At 69.5% G+C, this 15,081-nt stretch carries 14 protein-coding genes; 9 read left to right on the top strand and 5 right to left on the bottom strand.

Annotated features, from left to right (window positions below; genetic code table 11):
- Nucleotides 1–23 precede the first annotated feature (23 nt).
- The 4 genes from G369_RS0125895 (at nt 24) to metC (ending at nt 4,616) form a co-directional block, all read left to right on the top strand.
- Nucleotides 24–617 carry a cysteine dioxygenase family protein gene (locus G369_RS0125895; RefSeq protein ID WP_019656962.1) on the top strand — a complete coding sequence of 198 codons (594 nt, stop codon included), beginning with the start codon at nt 24–26 and terminating at the stop codon, nt 615–617.
- An 87-nt stretch (nt 618–704) separates the two neighbouring features.
- Complete coding sequence (locus G369_RS0125890) at nt 705–2,282, top strand: rhodanese-like domain-containing protein (protein ID WP_019656961.1); 1,578 nt, start codon at nt 705–707, stop codon at nt 2,280–2,282.
- Between the two features lie 64 nt (nt 2,283–2,346).
- Nucleotides 2,347–3,366, top strand: coding sequence for a Bug family tripartite tricarboxylate transporter substrate binding protein (locus G369_RS0125885; protein WP_019656960.1), 1,020 nt, complete (start codon nt 2,347–2,349; stop codon nt 3,364–3,366).
- 47 nt (nt 3,367–3,413) lie between these two features.
- The gene (metC, locus tag G369_RS0125880) at nt 3,414–4,616 is read left to right on the top strand and encodes a cystathionine beta-lyase (protein WP_019656959.1); all 1,203 of its coding nucleotides are present in this window, start codon (nt 3,414–3,416) and stop codon (nt 4,614–4,616) included.
- A gap of 15 nt (nt 4,617–4,631) precedes the next feature.
- On the opposite strand, the gene G369_RS0125875 is transcribed toward metC, so the two are convergent.
- The 5 genes from G369_RS0125875 to G369_RS0125855 form a co-directional block, all read right to left on the bottom strand.
- On the bottom strand, nt 4,632–5,216 hold the full coding sequence (locus tag G369_RS0125875) for a lipocalin family protein (RefSeq protein ID WP_051127647.1): 585 nt from the start codon (nt 5,214–5,216) through the stop codon (nt 4,632–4,634).
- Nucleotides 5,217–5,313: 97 nt separating this feature from the next.
- Nucleotides 5,314–5,712 (bottom strand): SEL1-like repeat protein, encoded by a 399-nt coding sequence (locus tag G369_RS0125870; RefSeq protein WP_019656957.1) that lies wholly within the window; start codon nt 5,710–5,712, stop codon nt 5,314–5,316.
- Nucleotides 5,713–5,862: 150 nt separating this feature from the next.
- Nucleotides 5,863–6,666 carry a class I SAM-dependent methyltransferase gene (locus G369_RS0125865; RefSeq protein WP_019656956.1) on the bottom strand — a complete coding sequence of 268 codons (804 nt, stop codon included), beginning with the start codon at nt 6,664–6,666 and terminating at the stop codon, nt 5,863–5,865.
- A gap of 125 nt (nt 6,667–6,791) precedes the next feature.
- On the bottom strand, nt 6,792–6,998 hold the full coding sequence (locus G369_RS0125860; RefSeq protein ID WP_019656955.1) for a YbdD/YjiX family protein: 207 nt from the start codon (nt 6,996–6,998) through the stop codon (nt 6,792–6,794).
- 4 nt (nt 6,999–7,002) lie between these two features.
- On the bottom strand, nt 7,003–9,078 hold the full coding sequence (locus tag G369_RS0125855) for a carbon starvation CstA family protein (protein ID WP_019656954.1): 2,076 nt from the start codon (nt 9,076–9,078) through the stop codon (nt 7,003–7,005).
- Between the two features lie 217 nt (nt 9,079–9,295).
- Between G369_RS0125855 and G369_RS0125850 the strand changes: the two genes are divergently transcribed.
- The 5 genes from G369_RS0125850 to G369_RS0125830 are packed head-to-tail and all read left to right on the top strand — an operon-like array spanning nt 9,296 to nt 15,080.
- Nucleotides 9,296–9,703, top strand: a complete 408-nt coding sequence (locus G369_RS0125850; RefSeq protein WP_019656953.1) for a type IV pilin protein — start codon at nt 9,296–9,298, stop codon at nt 9,701–9,703.
- Complete coding sequence (gene pilV / locus G369_RS0125845) at nt 9,697–10,254, top strand: type IV pilus modification protein PilV (RefSeq protein ID WP_019656952.1); 558 nt, start codon at nt 9,697–9,699, stop codon at nt 10,252–10,254. The genes G369_RS0125850 and pilV overlap by 7 nt, the downstream gene beginning before the upstream one ends.
- A complete protein-coding gene (locus G369_RS0125840; protein ID WP_019656951.1) occupies nt 10,251–11,387 on the top strand; it encodes a PilW family protein in 1,137 nt (378 codons plus the stop codon). Before pilV ends, G369_RS0125840 begins: the two co-directional genes overlap by 4 nt.
- On the top strand, nt 11,384–11,956 hold the full coding sequence (locus tag G369_RS0125835) for a membrane protein (protein ID WP_019656950.1): 573 nt from the start codon (nt 11,384–11,386) through the stop codon (nt 11,954–11,956). The genes G369_RS0125840 and G369_RS0125835 overlap by 4 nt, the downstream gene beginning before the upstream one ends.
- Before the next feature lie 43 nt (nt 11,957–11,999).
- Nucleotides 12,000–15,080, top strand: coding sequence for a pilus assembly protein (locus G369_RS0125830; protein ID WP_051127646.1), 3,081 nt, complete (start codon nt 12,000–12,002; stop codon nt 15,078–15,080).
- Nucleotide 15,081: the final 1 nt, after the last annotated feature.

Here is a 15,081-nt window from a genome sequence, read left to right as displayed (position 1 = left end):
CAACCCCACTGGAGAAAGACCGAATGAGCAGCACCCCGTCCGAGCAACGCAGCCAGGCCGTCGAGGCGTCCATCGCCACCATGAAGAAGGCCATCGGCGGCGGCGAGCCCACCCGCGAGAAGCTCGGCGTGGTGCTCGATGCGCTGCAGGGCCTGGCCGCGCGCACCGAGTACTGGGGCGCCGCCGACTTCCCGCCGCCCGAGGCCGGCGAGCACCAGGCCCGCTACCTGATCGCCGAAGACCCGGACCAGAGCTACGCCCTCTACCTGAACGTGATGCGCCCGGGCAAGAAGATCGTTCCGCACAACCACACGACCTGGGCCTGCATCGCTGCGGTGGAAGGCACCGAGCACAACCGCGTGTACGAGCGCACCGACGACGGCAGCGTGCCGGGCGTGGGCAGGCTGAAGCAGACGGAGCTGGTCGTCGTCGCGCCGGGCAAGGGCATCGCGCTGATGCCGGAGGACATCCACTCGGTGGAGATCCAGGGCGAACAGGTCATCCGCCACCTGCACATGTACGGCCGGGCGCTGGAGACGCTGAACAGCCGCACCGCCTACGACCTGGAAGCGGGCACGTACCAGACCATGGGCATCGGCGTGCAGACGCGCCGCTAGCCGCTCTTCCTTTCACCCGTTCCCGTTCTTCGTGCGGGCCGCACTGGCGGCCTCGCAGGAATTCGTTCGTCCCAACGACCCGCTCTCATGACTCTCTTCATCGACCCGAAGACCCTCAAATCCTGGCTGCACGACGGCGGCGAGATCGCGCTGCTCGACGTGCGCGAGCACGGCCAGTACGGCGAGGCCCACCTGTTCTACGGCATTCCCCTGCCCTTCAGCCGGCTGGAGATCGACGCGCCGCGCCTCGTGCCGCGCCGCGGCGTGCGCACGGTGGTCTACGACGAAGGCGACGGCAGCGAGGTCGCCGAGCGCGCCGCGGCACGGCTCGCCGCGCTGGGCTACACCCACGTGCACGTGCTGCAGGGCGGCGCCCGCGCATGGAAGGCTGCGGGGTACGTGCTCTTCGCGGGCGTGAACCTGCCTTCGAAGACCTTCGGCGAGCTGGCCGAGGAGGCCTATCACACGCCCCGCGTCAGCGCCGACCAGCTGGCCGGCATGCTGGCGCGCAAGGACAAGGTGGTGGTGCTCGACGGCCGCCCCGCCAGCGAGTTCCGCAAGATGAACATCCCCGGCGCCACCTGCTGCCCCAACGGCGAGCTGGCCTTCCGCGTGCGCCGGCTGGTGCCCGACACCACCACGCCCATCGTCATCAACTGCGCGGGCCGCACGCGCAGCATCATCGGCGCGCAGACGCTCATCAACCTCGGCCTGCCCAACCCGGTGTATGCGCTGGAGAACGGCACGCAGGGCTGGTACCTCAACGACCACACGCTGGAGCACGGCGGCACACAGCGCTATGCCGACGACAGCGGCAACACCGACCTGCGCCCCGCCGCGAAGGCGCTGGCCGCGCGCTTCGACGTGCCCACCGTGAACGCGCAGACCGTGCGCCAGTGGGCCGACGACGCGAGCCGAAGCCTGTTCCTCTGCGACGTGCGCACGCCGGAGGAATTCGCGGCCGGCACCCTGCCCGGCGCGCAGCACACGCCGGGCGGCCAGCTGATGCAGGCCGGCGACCAGTATTTCGGCGTGCGCGGTACGCGGCTGGTGCTGTTCGACAGCGACGGCGTGCGCGCACCCACCGTCGCGAGCTGGCTGCGGCAGATGGGGCACGACGCAAGCGTGCTCGAAGGCGGGCTGGAGAGCGGGCTCGCCCTTGCGCCGGCAGAAGCGCCTGCCGCACCCGCGCTCGGCGCCATCGATGCGAAGACGCTCGCCGCGCGCATCGAGCGCAACGACGTGGCGGTGGTCGACCTGCGCGGCAGCATGCAGTTTCGCGCCGGCCACATCGCGCAGGCGCGCTGGTCGATCCGGCCTCGCCTCGCCGCCGACCTGCAAGGCGAGACGCGCCAGATCGTGCTGGTGGCCGACGAAGCCGCGCTCGCCGCCTGGGCCGCCGCCTCCGAACTCGCGGGCATCTCGCCCGCCCCGCTGCTGCTTGCCGGCGGCCTGGCCGCCTGGAGCGCCGCCGGCCTGCCGGTGGAAGCCACGCCCGAACTGCCAGCCGATGCGGACTGCATCGACTACCTGTTCTTCGTGCACGACCGGCACGACGGCAACAAGGAGGCCGCACGGCGCTACCTCGCCTGGGAGACCGGCCTCGTCGCCCAACTCGACGCGCAGGAGCGCGCCGCCTTCCGGCTGCCAGCGCCCCACGCCTGAGCCGTCCTTCTTCCGCCCCGCCTTTCGTTCGTCCTTGTCAGTTCCCAGCCCCAGGAGTTCCGTCATGCCGTTCGCCAGCCGCATCCCGCACATCGCCCACATCGCCCGACTTGCCGTCGCAGCCGCCTGGCTCTCGGCGCTCGCGCTGCAGCCAGCCACCGCCGACCCGATGGCGCCGCGCAACGGCTTTCCGTCGCAGCCGGTGAAGTTCATCTCGCCCTTCCCGCCGGGCGGCGGCAACGACGCGACGGCGCGCCTGGTCACCACCAAGCTGCCGGAGATCATGGGACAGGCCGCGCTGGTCGACAACCGCGGCGGGGCGGGCGGCAACATCGGCGCCAAGGCGGTGGCCGACGCCAAGCCCGACGGCTACACCGTGCTCACCTCGCAGGTGTCGATCATGGCGGTGAACCCCACGCTGTATGGCTCGCCGGGCTTCGACCCGGTCAAGAACTTCGTGCCCATCACGCAGATCAACGCCGCGCCGCTCGCGCTGGTGGTGGAGGCCAACTCGCCCATCAAGAGCTTCGCCGACCTCGCCGCCAAGGCCAAGGCCAGCCCCGGCAAGGTGACCTACGCGACGCCGGGCAACGGCACGCTCTCGCACCTGGTGGGCGTGGTGCTCGCCAAGGACAACGGCGTGGAGATGACGCACGTGCCCTACAAGGGTGCCGGCCCGGCGCTGACCGACCTGATCGGCGGGCAGGTCGACCTGATGGTCACATCCACCGCCTCGGTGGCCGGCTTCGTGCAGAACGGCAAGCTGCGCGTGCTGGCCGTGACCAGCCCGCGGCGCATCGGCGTGTTCGCGAAGGTGCCCACGCTGGAAGAGCTGGGCTACAACGGCGCGCGCTTCGAGGACTGGTACGGCTTCTTCGCGCCGGCCGGCACCCCGCCCGAGCGCGTGGCCTTCCTCAACGAAGCCATCGTGCGCACGCTGCGCCTTCCCGAAGTGAGCAAGCTGGTCACCGACGGCGGCAGCGAGGTGGTGGCGAGCACGCCCGAGGCCTTCGCGGCGCAGCTGAAGCAGGACATCGAGCGCTGGTCGCGCATCGTCAAGCTTTCGGGTGCGCGCGCCGACTGATTGAAGCAACATAGCGGCCCCTGCTTTCCCTTCCCCGCCAGAACACGATGCCCGACTCGCACCACGCTTCATCCGGCCTGACGCTGGACACCCGGCTCACCCGCACCGGCAAGGCCCCGTCCCATGCCGGCGGCGTTCCCGTCAACACGCCGCTGGTGCGCGCCAGCACCGTGCTCTTCGACAGCGTGGGCGCCATGCGCGACGCACGCACGCGCCGCGACGAGGAGCGCGTCTTCAGCTACGGCGCGCGCGGCACGCCCACCACCTTCGCCCTGGAGGACGCGGTGAGCGAGCTCGAGGGCGCCTGGCGCACGCGGCTCTTCCCGACCGGCCTCGCGGCCATCGGCATGGTGCTGCTGTCGTACCTGAAGCCGGGCGACCACGTGCTGATGTCCGACAGCGTGTACGAGCCCACGCGCAACCTCGTGCATTCCTTCCTAGAGCCCTACGGCATCCGCAGCAGCTTCTTCGCGGCGGACGGCAGCGGCATCGAGGAACTGTTCGAGCCGAACACGCGCCTCGTGTATGCCGAATGCCCCGGCTCGCTGGTCTACGAGATGTGCGACCTGCCCAGGCTTGCCGAGCTGGCGCACGCGCGCGGCGCCCTGCTCGCGGCCGACAACACCTGGGGCTCGGGCGTCCAGTACCGCCCGCTCGCGCTGGGCGCCGACATCTCGACGATGGCCGCGACCAAGTACCTCTCGGGCCACTCCGATGTGATGATGGGCACCGTCGCCACCACCGAGGCCGCGTGGCGCCCGCTCAACGAGCGCTGCGACGCCTTCGGCATGACCGTGAGCCCCGACGACGCATGGCTGGTGCTGCGCGGCATGCGCACGCTGTCGGCGCGGCTGCAGGTGCACGAGAGGCATGCGCTGGAAGTGGCGCGATGGCTCCAGCAGCGCCCAGAGGTCGAGACCGTGTTCTGCCCAGCGCTGCCGCAGCATCCGGGCCACGAGATCTGGAAGCGCGACTGCAGCGGCACGAACGGACTGATCTCCATCGAGCTGAAGCCCGGCACCGCGAACCCGGCCGTGGAGCGCTTCGTCGACGCCCTCGGCCTCTTCGGACGCGGCTCGTCCTGGGGCGGCTACGAGAGCCTCGTCGCCTGGACCAACATGCGCGCCGCGCGCAGCGTGACGGACTGGAGCCGGCGTGGCGCGGTGGTGCGGCTGCACATCGGCCTGGAATCGCCGCAGGACCTCATGGCGGACCTGGCGCGCGGCTTCGAGGCGATGGCCTCGGCCTGAGCCGGAACGTAGCGGCTACTTCGACGCGCCGGCCTGTTCCTCGGGCCAGCGCTGCGGCACGCGGCGCAGGTTCTCCACCGAGTAGCCAAGCCCCTTGAGGCGCGCGACCGCCGCCTCGTAGGCCGGCTCGGGAATGCTGGGCGTGCGCGCCATGATCCAGGCGTAGTCGCGCTTGCTGCGGCCGATGATCGTCAAACCGTAGTCCTTGTCGACGTCGACGATCACGTACTCCGCCTTCACCGGCCACACGAACTGCATGCCCCACACCGCGTTGCCGGTGCCGGGCACCACGCGGCCGACAGGGTTCATCGTCTTCAGCGGGCCGTCGAAGCCGCCTTCGCGGTAGCGGAAGCGCGTGTCGATGCGGCCGTCGGGCTGCAGCGTGTACGACTCCACCGCATTGAAGGCATCGCGCTCGGGCCGTGTCGGAATGTTGCCGATCACGTACCAGTCGCCCATGAAGCGCTGCAGGTCGACCTGCTTCGCCGTGGGAATGGTGGGCGGCGACACCGCGCACCCGGCGACGAGGAGCATCGTCGCCACGCCTGCGGCGATGACAAGAGCCGGGCCGGCCAGTGGATATTTCGGGTGTCTCTTCATCTTGCTCGTGCCTCCGATGGAAGAGCCCCAGCCTAGCGGCCTCCCCGGCAGGCCGACGTCAGACGGCGCCTTTGCCCGCGATCGGGCGCCCGGCCCTTCAGCCGCAGGCGCGGCGGCCGTCGGGCGAGCTGCGCAGGCGGTTCAGGAAGGTCAGCTGCACCTTCGCCGTCTCGCTGCCCTGCACTGCCGCGCGGCGCATCCACTCGCCGGCCTCGCAGCGGTCGGCCTTCACGGCACTGCCGTAGAGCGCGGGCCCGGTCATCAGCACCATGCCCAGCATCTCCTGTGCCTCGGCGTGGCCGTCGGTGGCGGCGTCGCGCAGGTGCTGGAGCATGGCGCGATAGTCGCGCGCGGCCTGGGCCTCGAGCGCGAGCTGGAAGCGCTGCTCGGCCTGCAGGTCGATGTCCGCGCCCGAAGGACGCGCCGCGCTGATCGCGGCCGCCAGCATCAGCACGCCCGAAAGCACCACACGCAAGCGAAGCGAGAGGCCGGTCATCCGGCCGAGGTCGAGTTGTTCGGATGGCATCGATGCGCTCCACGGATGTTGTTGTCGTGGAGGCATCGTCGCGCTGCCGGGCCGATCGGAAAAGCTGGAATTGGCGCAGCCGGCCTCAGGCGCAGGCTGAGCCCGCTTCACCGCGGGCGGTCAGCGTGCCCGCGCGCGCGTCAGCAGGTAGCTCTGGTGCACCACGTTGTCGACGTAGTAGGGCTCGGCGAGCGCATCGAATTCGGCCCGCAGCGCGGCGAGCTTCGTCGGATCGGCGGCGAGGCCCTCCACGAGCTTGCGCATCGGGCCGACCGAGCGCTCCAGGAACAGGCGGAAGTGGCCGATGCTCAGAGCCGGGAAGTGCATGGTGCCGCGGTCGAAGAACGGCACCTCGAAGTGCGGCCCCAAGCGCTCCGTGACGATGCCGGGGTTGCCCCATTGCGGTGGCGGCGACGCGCCGGCCGGAGGTGGCGGCGAGTTGCGCCCGATGAAGGCGAACATGCGGCCCACGAAGTGCTCGGGCGGCCAGGTGGCGAAGGCGATCCGGCCGCCGGGCTTGAGCACGCGGCGCATCTCGGCCACGGCGACTTCGGGCCGCGGCGCGAACATGTGGCCGAACTGGCTGAGCACCACGTCGAAGGAGGCATCGGCGTACGGGAGGTTCTCGGCATCTCCCTCGGTCCAGGCGATGTCGCCGTGCCCGGAGATGCCGGCGTTCTCGCGCGCGGCCTCGATCAGTTCAGGCGTGAGGTCGAGGCCCGTGACGCGTGCGCCGCGGCGAGCCGCGGTGACGGCCACGACGCCCGTGCCGGTGCCCACGTCCAGCACCGACTCGCCCTCGGCGATCTGCGCGAACCGGACGAGATGCCCGGCCACCGGCGTGGTGAACATGGCGGTCGGCGCGAAGGTCGACCACATCTCGCGCTGCCGGTTCTTGAAGTCTGCAAAGGGATCCTGCGACATATCGCCCTCCATGCCAGCCAGGGGCCGTGGACATGGAGGGGACTCTAGGCCTGGGGATCGGCTCCGTCCATCCCGCTGGACGGGGCTTCGATCGGAAAGAGCTGTAACGCAATCCCGCGTTCGGCTCAGCAGCAGCGCCCCTTGCCGGCCCCGTAGCGCGCTTCCAGCCGCTCGCGGAAGAAGGCCTCGTAGCTCATCGGCGGCCGCTCGGGGTGGGTGGCCGCCATGTGGGTCAGGTAGGCGTCGTAGTCGGGCAGCCCGACCATGAGCCGCAGCGACTGCTTGAGCGAGCGCGCGAAGTAGCGCCCGGCTTCCGGCAATGCGAGGCCCATGGCTTCAGTGGGCGGGCGTCGCGGCGGCGGCGCCCATGGGTTCGAACGGCGTTTCCTGCGTCGTCGGGCGGTTGGCCGCGCGCGCCGCGATGCAGGCCTTGATGCTGTAGACCAGCACGCTCAGCACCACGAAGATGAAGAGCGCGCACAGCGCGGCGTCGAGGCGGTCGTTGAACACGATGCGCGACATCGCTTCGGGCGTCTTGGCCGGCGCCACCAGCACGCCGTTGGCGATGCCTTCGGTGTACTTGGCTGCGTGCGAGAGGAAGCCGATCTTCGGGTCGGACGAGAAGATCTTCTGCCAGCCCGCCGTGAGCGTGCACGCCAGCAGCCATGCGGCCGGCGCGATGGCCACCCACGCATAGCGCTCGCGCTTCATGCGGAACAGCACCACCACGCCCAGCATCAGCGCCACCGCGGCCAGCATCTGGTTGGAGATGCCGAAGAGCGGCCACAGCGTATTGATGCCGCCCAGCGGATCGACCACGCCCTGGTACAGGAAGTAGCCCCAGGCCGCCACGCACAGCGCGGTGGCGACGAGGTTGGCCGGCAGCGAGTCGGTGCGCTTGAGCGCGGGCACGAAGCTGCCCAGCAGGTCCTGCAGCATGAAGCGGCCCGCGCGGGTGCCAGCATCGACCGCCGTGAGGATGAAGAGCGCCTCGAACAGGATCGCGAAGTGGTACCAGAAGGCCATCATGGCCTGCCCGCCGATCGCCTGGTGAAGGATGTGGGCCATGCCCACGGCCAGCGTCGGCGCGCCGCCGGTGCGCCCGAGGATGGTGGTCTCGCCCACGTCCCTGGCGGTCTGCACCAGCATCTCGGGCGTGATCACGAAGCCCCAGCCCGACACCGTGGCCGCCACCTGCTGCGCGGTGGTGCCGACCAGCGCGCCGGGACTGTTCATCGCGAAGTAGATGCCGGGCTCGATGCACGAGGCCGCCACCAGCGCCATCACCGCGACGAAGGACTCCGCCAGCATGCCGCCGTAACCGATGAAGCGCGCGTGGCGCTCGTTGTCGAGCATCTTGGGCGTGGTGCCCGAGGAGATGAGCGCGTGGAAGCCGGAGACGGCGCCGCAGGCGATGGTGATGAACAGGAACGGGAACAGGCTGCCCGACCACACCGGGCCGTTGCCCTGCGCGAACTGCGTGACGGCGGGCATCTGCAGCGTGGGCATCACGAACACGATGCCGATGGCCAGCGCGATGATGGTGCCGATCTTCAGGAAGGTCGAAAGGTAGTCGCGCGGCGCCAGCAGCAGCCACACGGGCAGGCTGGCGGCGACGAAGCCGTAGCCCACCAGCATCCAGGTGAGCGCCTTGCCGTCGAAGGTGAAGAGCGGCGCCCATTCGGGGCTCTGGCTCACGGCCTGGCCGCCGAAGATGGCGAGCATCAGCAGCACGAAGCCGATCAGCGACACCTCGCCGATGCGCCCCGGGCGGATGTAGCGCAGGTACACGCCCATGAAGAGCGCCACGGGAATGGTCGCGGCCACCGTGAAGGTGCCCCACGGCGATTCGGCCAGCGCCTTCACCACGATCAGCGCCAGCACCGCGAGGATGATGATCATGATCATGAAGGTGCCGAACAGCGCGATCATGCCGGGCACCGGCCCCATCTCCTGCTTGACGAGGTCGCCCAGCGAGCGGCCGTCGCGCCGCGTGGAGATGAACAGCACGATGAAGTCCTGCACCGCGCCGGCGAACACCACGCCGGCCAGCACCCACAGCAGGCCGGGCAGGTAGCCCATCTGCGCCGCCAGCACCGGCCCCACCAGCGGGCCCGCGCCCGCGATGGCCGCGAAATGGTGGCCGAACAGCACGTTCTTGTCGGTCGGCACGTAGTCCAGGCCGTCGTTGTGGCGGTGCGCCGGCGTCTTGCGGTTGCCGTTCAGGCCCAGCACCTTGTCGGCGATGAAGAGGCTGTAGTAGCGGTAGGCGATGAGATAGGTGCAGATCGCGGCGGCCACCACCCAGAGGGCGTTGACGCTTTCGCCGCGGGTCAGGGCCACGGTGCCCAGCGCGAACGCGCCGACCACGGCCACGACCAGCCACACCAGATGGCGTCGGATGCTGTGCATGCGGATGTCTCCTTGGATTGAACCCGGGAGTTTTGCCGGGCGGGGACGCCGGCGCATCCGTCGGACCGCGCGGGGCGGGCGCGTGGCTTTGCGTAATGGAAAACCCTGGATTCGGCCGTGGCAGACACCGCACAGCGGAGCCTCTTGACCCTTGCATCTTGCTTAAATGTGATAAATTCACATAATTAACAATGTGAAACATTCCTTTCGAGCCACGATGAACCAGCATCCGCAGGCACGCAGACGCAGCAGCGGCTTCACATTGATCGAGGTCATGGTCACGGTGGCGATCGTGGCCATCCTGGCGGCCATCGCGCTGCCGAGCTACCAGCAGTACGTCATCCGTTCCAAGCGCTCGGCGGCCCAGGCGCAGATGATGGACATCGCCAACCGGCAGCAGCAGTTCCTCATTGCCAACCGCGGCTATGCCGACAAGGCGGCGCTCACCGCCAGCGGCTACAGCCTGCCGCCGGAGGTCTCGGCGAACTACAGCTACGACGTCACCCTCTCGACCTCCGGCGTCCCGGGCTACACGCTCACCTTCACGCCGACCGGCTCGCAGTCGGGCGACGGCAACCTCGGCCTCACCAGCGAAGGCGTGAAGACGCCGGCAGGCAAATGGTGAAGAGCAGCCCCGTCCGGCGCCAGCGCGGCGCCACGCTCCTGGAAGTGCTGGTCACGCTGCTCGTGCTGGCCATCGGCCTGTTCGGACTCGTGGGGCTTCAGGCGCGCATGCAGGCCTCCGAGATGGAGTCGTACCAGCGCTCGCAGGCGCTGATCCTGCTGAACGACATGGCCAGCCGCATCGCGACCAACCGCCGCACGGCGGCCAGCTACGTCACCAGCGCACCGCTGGGCGCCGACGCCGCCTGTCCCACCGCCACTGCGACGCGGCAGCAGGTGGACGCCAAGGAATGGTGCAACGCACTGCAGGGCGCGGCCGAGATCTCCGGCGGCAGCAAGCTCGGCACCGTGATCGGCGGGCGCGGCTGCGTGGAGGACATGGGCAACAACGAGTACCTGGTCACCGTCGCATGGCAGGGGTTGGGGCCGATCTCGGCGCCGCCTTCCGGCGTGGCCTGCGGCAAGGGCCAGTACGACAGCGGCACCACCTGCACGGGCGACAAATGCCGCCGCACCGTGACCACGCTGGTGCGCATCGGGTCGCTCTCATGAACCGCCCACGCGCTCCGCGGCACGGCCAGCGCGGCCTGACGCTGATCGAGCTGATGGTGGCCATCACCATCACGCTCATCGTGGTGGCCGCGCTGCTCGCGCTCTTTCTCAACGTGAGCAACTCCCAGCGCGAGCTGGAGCGGGTCAACCGCCAGATCGAGACCGGGCGCCTCAGCACGTTCGTGCTCGAGAACGAGATCTCCCACGCCGGCTTCTGGGAGAACTACATGCCCGAGTTCGACGACCTTACCGTCACGGGCGCTCCCACGCACGTGCCCACCGGCGCGCTGCCCGACCCGTGCCTGCCCTACTCCGCCGCGAACTGGACCGACGACTACAAGCGCCAGCTGCTGGACATCCCGGTGCAGACCTACGACAGCGTGCCCGCGAGCTGCACAGACCTGCTGAAGAACAAGAAGGCCGGCACCGACATCATCGTGGTGCGCCATGCCGAGACCTGCCTGCCCGGCACGCCAAACTGCGACGCCGACACGAGCGGCGCCATGTACTTCCAGTCGTCGCTGTGCGGCACGCAGAAGCCGTCGTCCTTCGACCTGTCGACCGCCGGCTTCGGCAACATGCTCCGCAAGGACTGCACCACGCCCTCGCCCAAGCGCAAGCTGGTGGCCGACATCTACTACGTGCGCGACTACGCCGACACCGTGGGCGACGGCGTTCCCACGCTGGCGCGCTCGCGCTTCGACTTCGTGGGCGGCACGCTGGCGCAGCAGCCGCCCACGCCGCTGATCGAAGGCGTCGAGGGCTTCCGCGTCGAACTCGGCCTCGACACGTTGAGCAAGACCGGCGCCGCCGTCGACTACACCACGGCCATCGCCTGGGCCGACCCGGCGAACAAGTCCACGCCGGCCAACCGCGGCGACGGCAGCCCCGACGACAACTTCGTGCACTGCACCACGAGCCCCGCCTGTACCGCCGACCAGCTCGTCAACGTGGTGGCCGTCAAGCTCTTCGTTCTGGCACGCAGTTCCGAGGCATCGCCGGGCCACACAGACACACGCACCTACCAGCTCGGCGGCGCCACGCTGGGGCCGTTCAACGACCACTACAAGCGGCACGCGTTCTCCACCTCCGTGCGCCTGAGCAACGTCACCGGCCGAAGGGAGACGCCATGAACACACGCGCCCCACTCGCCCGCGGTGCCGGCCAGCGCGGCGCCGCCCTGCTCATCGGGATGATCATGCTGCTGCTGATCACCCTGGTGGTGACGGCCGCCTTCAACCTGAGCAACGCAAACCTCAAGGCGGTGGGCAACCTGCAGACGCGCAACGAGGCGGTGGCTGCCGCCAACCGCGCGATCGAGGAAGCCGCCACCAGCCTGCTCGTGCCCGGCAGCGACGGCAGCCCGACGCTGGCGCCGCCGCAGCAGACGGTGAGCATGGTCGACATCGACAACGACGGCGTCACCGACTATGTCGTGAACGTCGCGCCGCCGGTGTGCGTGCGCGCCACCAAGGCGCTGGACACCGGCAGCGGCGGCAGCACCGGCCCGGGCGGCGTCACGGGCGGCGCGTCGAGCAGCGGCTCGGGCCTCTCGACGCTGCCCGACCAATACAACTCCGTGTGGGACATCAGCACCACGGTCACCGATGCCCGCAACACCAGCGGCGCCACCACCTCCGTGCGCCAGGGCGTGCGTGCCCTGCTCAACAAGGCGCAGTTCGAAGCGTTCTGCGCTTCCTAGGCATGCCCTCCCACGACAACCCGACGACGAACAGGCCCGCACCATGACCCGGAAACTTCTCGCTTCGCTGTGGACAGCCGCCGCGCTCGCTGCGTTGACGGCAATGCCGGCGGGCCCGGCCCACGCCGAGGACATCGACCTCTTCGTGGGCTACAACCCAAGCGCTGCGCAGACGCCGAACGTGCTCTTCGTGCTGGACAACACGGCCAACTGGAACCAGCCCTTCACCGCCGAGATGACCGCGCTGGCGTCGGCGTTCGAAAGCCTGAAGTCCAACAGGTTCAAGGTCGGCCTGATGATGTTCACCGAGACCGGCCAGGGCAACTCCAACTCCGACGGCGGCTACGTGCGCGCCGCGGTGCGCACGATGGACGACGGCACCAAGGTCAAGTACGGCGCGCTCATCCGCAGCCTGGACAAACTGGCGGACAAGTCCAACGGCGGCAAGGCCGGCAAGACCATGGCAGAGGTCTACCGATACCTGGCCAATGGCGCGCCCATCGCCGGCAACGGCAAGGTCAAGGCCGACTACAGCGGCAACACGAGCGGCACGGTGGCCTCCAAGGCCATCTACGCGCTGCCGCGCAACGCGCTCGGCAGCTTCTCCGCCACCACCTACGTCGGCCCCAGCACCGAGAACTGCACCGGCACCTTCGTCATCTACATCAGCAACGGCGCGGCGCAGGACAACACCAGCGACAGCCAGACCTCCAACGCCGCCCTGCGCGCTGCGGGCGGCGACGCGACGCAGATCGCCCTGAGCCCCAGCGGCTCGCAGGACAACACAGCCGACGAGTGGTCGCGCTTCCTGCAGACGAGCATGGGCGTGAAGGTCTACACCATCGAGGCCGCCAAGGCGACCGGCGGCCAGGGCCCGGGCTGGACCTCGCTGCTCAAGAGCATGGCCACGCAGAGCAAGGGCGAGTACTACGACATCTCCTCCAAGCCCGACCTGGGCAGCGCGCTCGGCGCGGCGCTGGACGACATCTTCAGCAAGATCCAGTCGGTCAACAGCGTGTTCTCCTCTGTGAGCCTGCCGGTGAGCGTGAACACCCAGGGCACCTACCTGAACCAGGTGTTCGTGGGCATGTTCCGCCCCGATCAGGATGCCTTTGCGCGCTGGAACGGCAACCTCAAGCAATACAAGCTAGGGCTCGACAGCAGCAACCAGCTGATCCTGCAGGACTCGGTGGGCGCCAACGCGGTGAACAACCAGACCGGCTTCGTCGCTCCCTGCGCCCGCAGCTTCTGGACGCCCGCGCCGAGCGACACCGACCTGTACTGGAGCTTCCGGCCCTCGGGAGACTGCATCGGCAAGGAAGCCGCCGACAGCCCCGACGGCAACGTGGTGGAGAAAGGTGCGCAGGGCTACATGCTGCGGCGCATGGCCGTCGCCAACCGGAACATGAAGACCTGCACGCCGGGCAGCTGCACGGCGCTCACCGCTTTCGCCGACGGCAACGCCGCCATCACCAAGGCTGCGCTGGGCGTCACCGCCGACACCGACCGCACTTTGATCATCAACTGGGCGCGCGGTCTCGACGACAAGGGCGACGAGCGGCCCGACGCGCAGGGCAACCCCGTCACCTCCACCTCGATGCGCCCTTCGGTGCACGGCGACGTGGTGCACTCGCGGCCGGTGGCCATCAACTACGGCACCGACGCCGCGCCCCAGGTGGTGGTGTTCTACGGCGGCAACGACGGCGTGCTGCGCGCAGTCAACGGCAACCGCACCGCGGCCATCGGCTCGGCCGCGGCGGGCGACGAGCTCTGGTCGTTCATGCCGCCGGAGTTCTACGGCAGCATCAAGCGGCTGTACGACAACAGCACGCGCATCAGCTTCCCCCTGCTGCCTGTCACCTCGGGCGCGGTGGCGCCCAAGCCCTACGGCATGGACGGGCCGGTCTCGGCCTATCGCCAGGGCAGCACCGCCTGGCTCTACGCGAGCATGCGCCGCGGCGGCCGGCTGATCTACGCCTTCGACGTCTCCTCCGCCGCCTCGCCCACGCTGAAATGGCGCAAGGGCTGCCCCAACCAGGGCGACGACGTCGGCTGCGACAGCGGCTTCGAGGGCTTCGGCCAGACCTGGTCTGCCCCCAAGGTCATGCGCGCCAACGGCTACGGCGGCGGCAACAGCCCGCTGCTGATCTTCGGCGGCGGCTACGACAAGTGCGAAGACGTCGACACCAACAGCGCAGCCCAGGCCTGCGGCACGGCAGCGAAGGGCAGCGGCATCTACGTGCTCGACGCCGACACCGGCGCGCGGCTGCAGATGTTCCCCACCGCTCGGCCGGTGGTGGGCGAAGTCACCGTGGTCACCGATTCGCTCGGCATCGCGCGCATCGCCTACGCAGCGGACCTGGGCGGCAACGTCTATCGCATCGCCCTCGGCAGCGGGGCACCCTCGGCCTGGACCATGACGCAGGTCGCCTCGCTGGGCTGCGACACGGTGACCACCTGCACGCCCAACCGCAAGTTCATGTTCGCGCCCGACGTGGTGGAGGACAACGGTGCCTTCGTGATCCTGCTGGGCTCGGGCGACCGCGAGAAGCCGCTGCGCTACTACAACGTCGCGCTGGGCGTGGCCAACCGCTTCTACATGCTGGTCGACAAGCCTACCGACAGCACCTGGCTGAGCAGCGAGACCAGCAACTGCGGCACCGGCAACGGCCTGCTGTGCCAGGCCTCGCTGCAGCCCATCACCGACACCTCCACGCCGACCTCGTCCGACCTCGCGACGAAGAAGGGCTGGTACCTTGCCCTCGCCGCCGGCGAACAGGTGGTGACCAGCTCGGTCACCGCCTACGGCGTCACCACCTTCAACACCCACACGCCCAGCAACCCGAATGCGCAGATGTGCCGCGCGGACCTCGGCACCGCGCGCGTCTACAACGTGTCGTACGTCAACGCAGCACCCCAGGGCCCCGGCGGCCGCTTCCAGAACGTGGTGGGCGGCGGCCTCGCGCCCTCGCCGGTGGTGGGCCGCGTCCAGCTCGACGACGGCAGCATGCGCGACGTGGTGATCGGCGCCAACCCCGACTCGTTCCTGAGCCCCAAGGGCACCGCACCCAAGGCCGCGTTCAAGCAGCCCAAGGGCCGGGTCTACTGGTTCATCCAGAAGTGAG

The sequence above is a fragment of the Variovorax atrisoli 110B genome (genome assembly GCF_000382045.1).
Classification (GTDB): Bacteria; Pseudomonadota; Gammaproteobacteria; order Burkholderiales; family Burkholderiaceae_C; genus Variovorax; species Variovorax atrisoli.
The sequence above is the reverse complement of the archived record's forward strand: the minus strand, read 5'-3'. Positions and strand labels throughout refer to the sequence as shown.

Excerpts from the sequence above, each read along its gene's own strand:
- G369_RS0125885 (WP_019656960.1), top strand. The coding sequence starts at position 2,347 with ATGCCGTTCGCCAGCCGCATCCCGCACATCGCCCACATCGCCCGACTT.
- G369_RS0125840 (WP_019656951.1), top strand. The coding sequence starts at position 10,251 with ATGAACCGCCCACGCGCTCCGCGGCACGGCCAGCGCGGCCTGACGCTG.
- G369_RS0125870 (WP_019656957.1), bottom strand. The coding sequence starts at position 5,712 with ATGACCGGCCTCTCGCTTCGCTTGCGTGTGGTGCTTTCGGGCGTGCTG.
- G369_RS0125855 (WP_019656954.1), bottom strand. The coding sequence starts at position 9,078 with ATGCACAGCATCCGACGCCATCTGGTGTGGCTGGTCGTGGCCGTGGTC.
- G369_RS0125890 (WP_019656961.1), top strand. The coding sequence starts at position 705 with ATGACTCTCTTCATCGACCCGAAGACCCTCAAATCCTGGCTGCACGAC.
- G369_RS0125860 (WP_019656955.1), bottom strand. The coding sequence starts at position 6,998 with ATGGGCCTCGCATTGCCGGAAGCCGGGCGCTACTTCGCGCGCTCGCTC.
- G369_RS0125835 (WP_019656950.1), top strand. The coding sequence starts at position 11,384 with ATGAACACACGCGCCCCACTCGCCCGCGGTGCCGGCCAGCGCGGCGCC.
- metC (WP_019656959.1), top strand. The coding sequence starts at position 3,414 with ATGCCCGACTCGCACCACGCTTCATCCGGCCTGACGCTGGACACCCGG.
- G369_RS0125875 (WP_051127647.1), bottom strand. The coding sequence starts at position 5,216 with ATGAAGAGACACCCGAAATATCCACTGGCCGGCCCGGCTCTTGTCATC.
- G369_RS0125895 (WP_019656962.1), top strand. The coding sequence starts at position 24 with ATGAGCAGCACCCCGTCCGAGCAACGCAGCCAGGCCGTCGAGGCGTCC.
- G369_RS0125830 (WP_051127646.1), top strand. The coding sequence starts at position 12,000 with ATGACCCGGAAACTTCTCGCTTCGCTGTGGACAGCCGCCGCGCTCGCT.
- pilV (WP_019656952.1), top strand. The coding sequence starts at position 9,697 with ATGGTGAAGAGCAGCCCCGTCCGGCGCCAGCGCGGCGCCACGCTCCTG.
- G369_RS0125850 (WP_019656953.1), top strand. The coding sequence starts at position 9,296 with ATGAACCAGCATCCGCAGGCACGCAGACGCAGCAGCGGCTTCACATTG.
- G369_RS0125865 (WP_019656956.1), bottom strand. The coding sequence starts at position 6,666 with ATGTCGCAGGATCCCTTTGCAGACTTCAAGAACCGGCAGCGCGAGATG.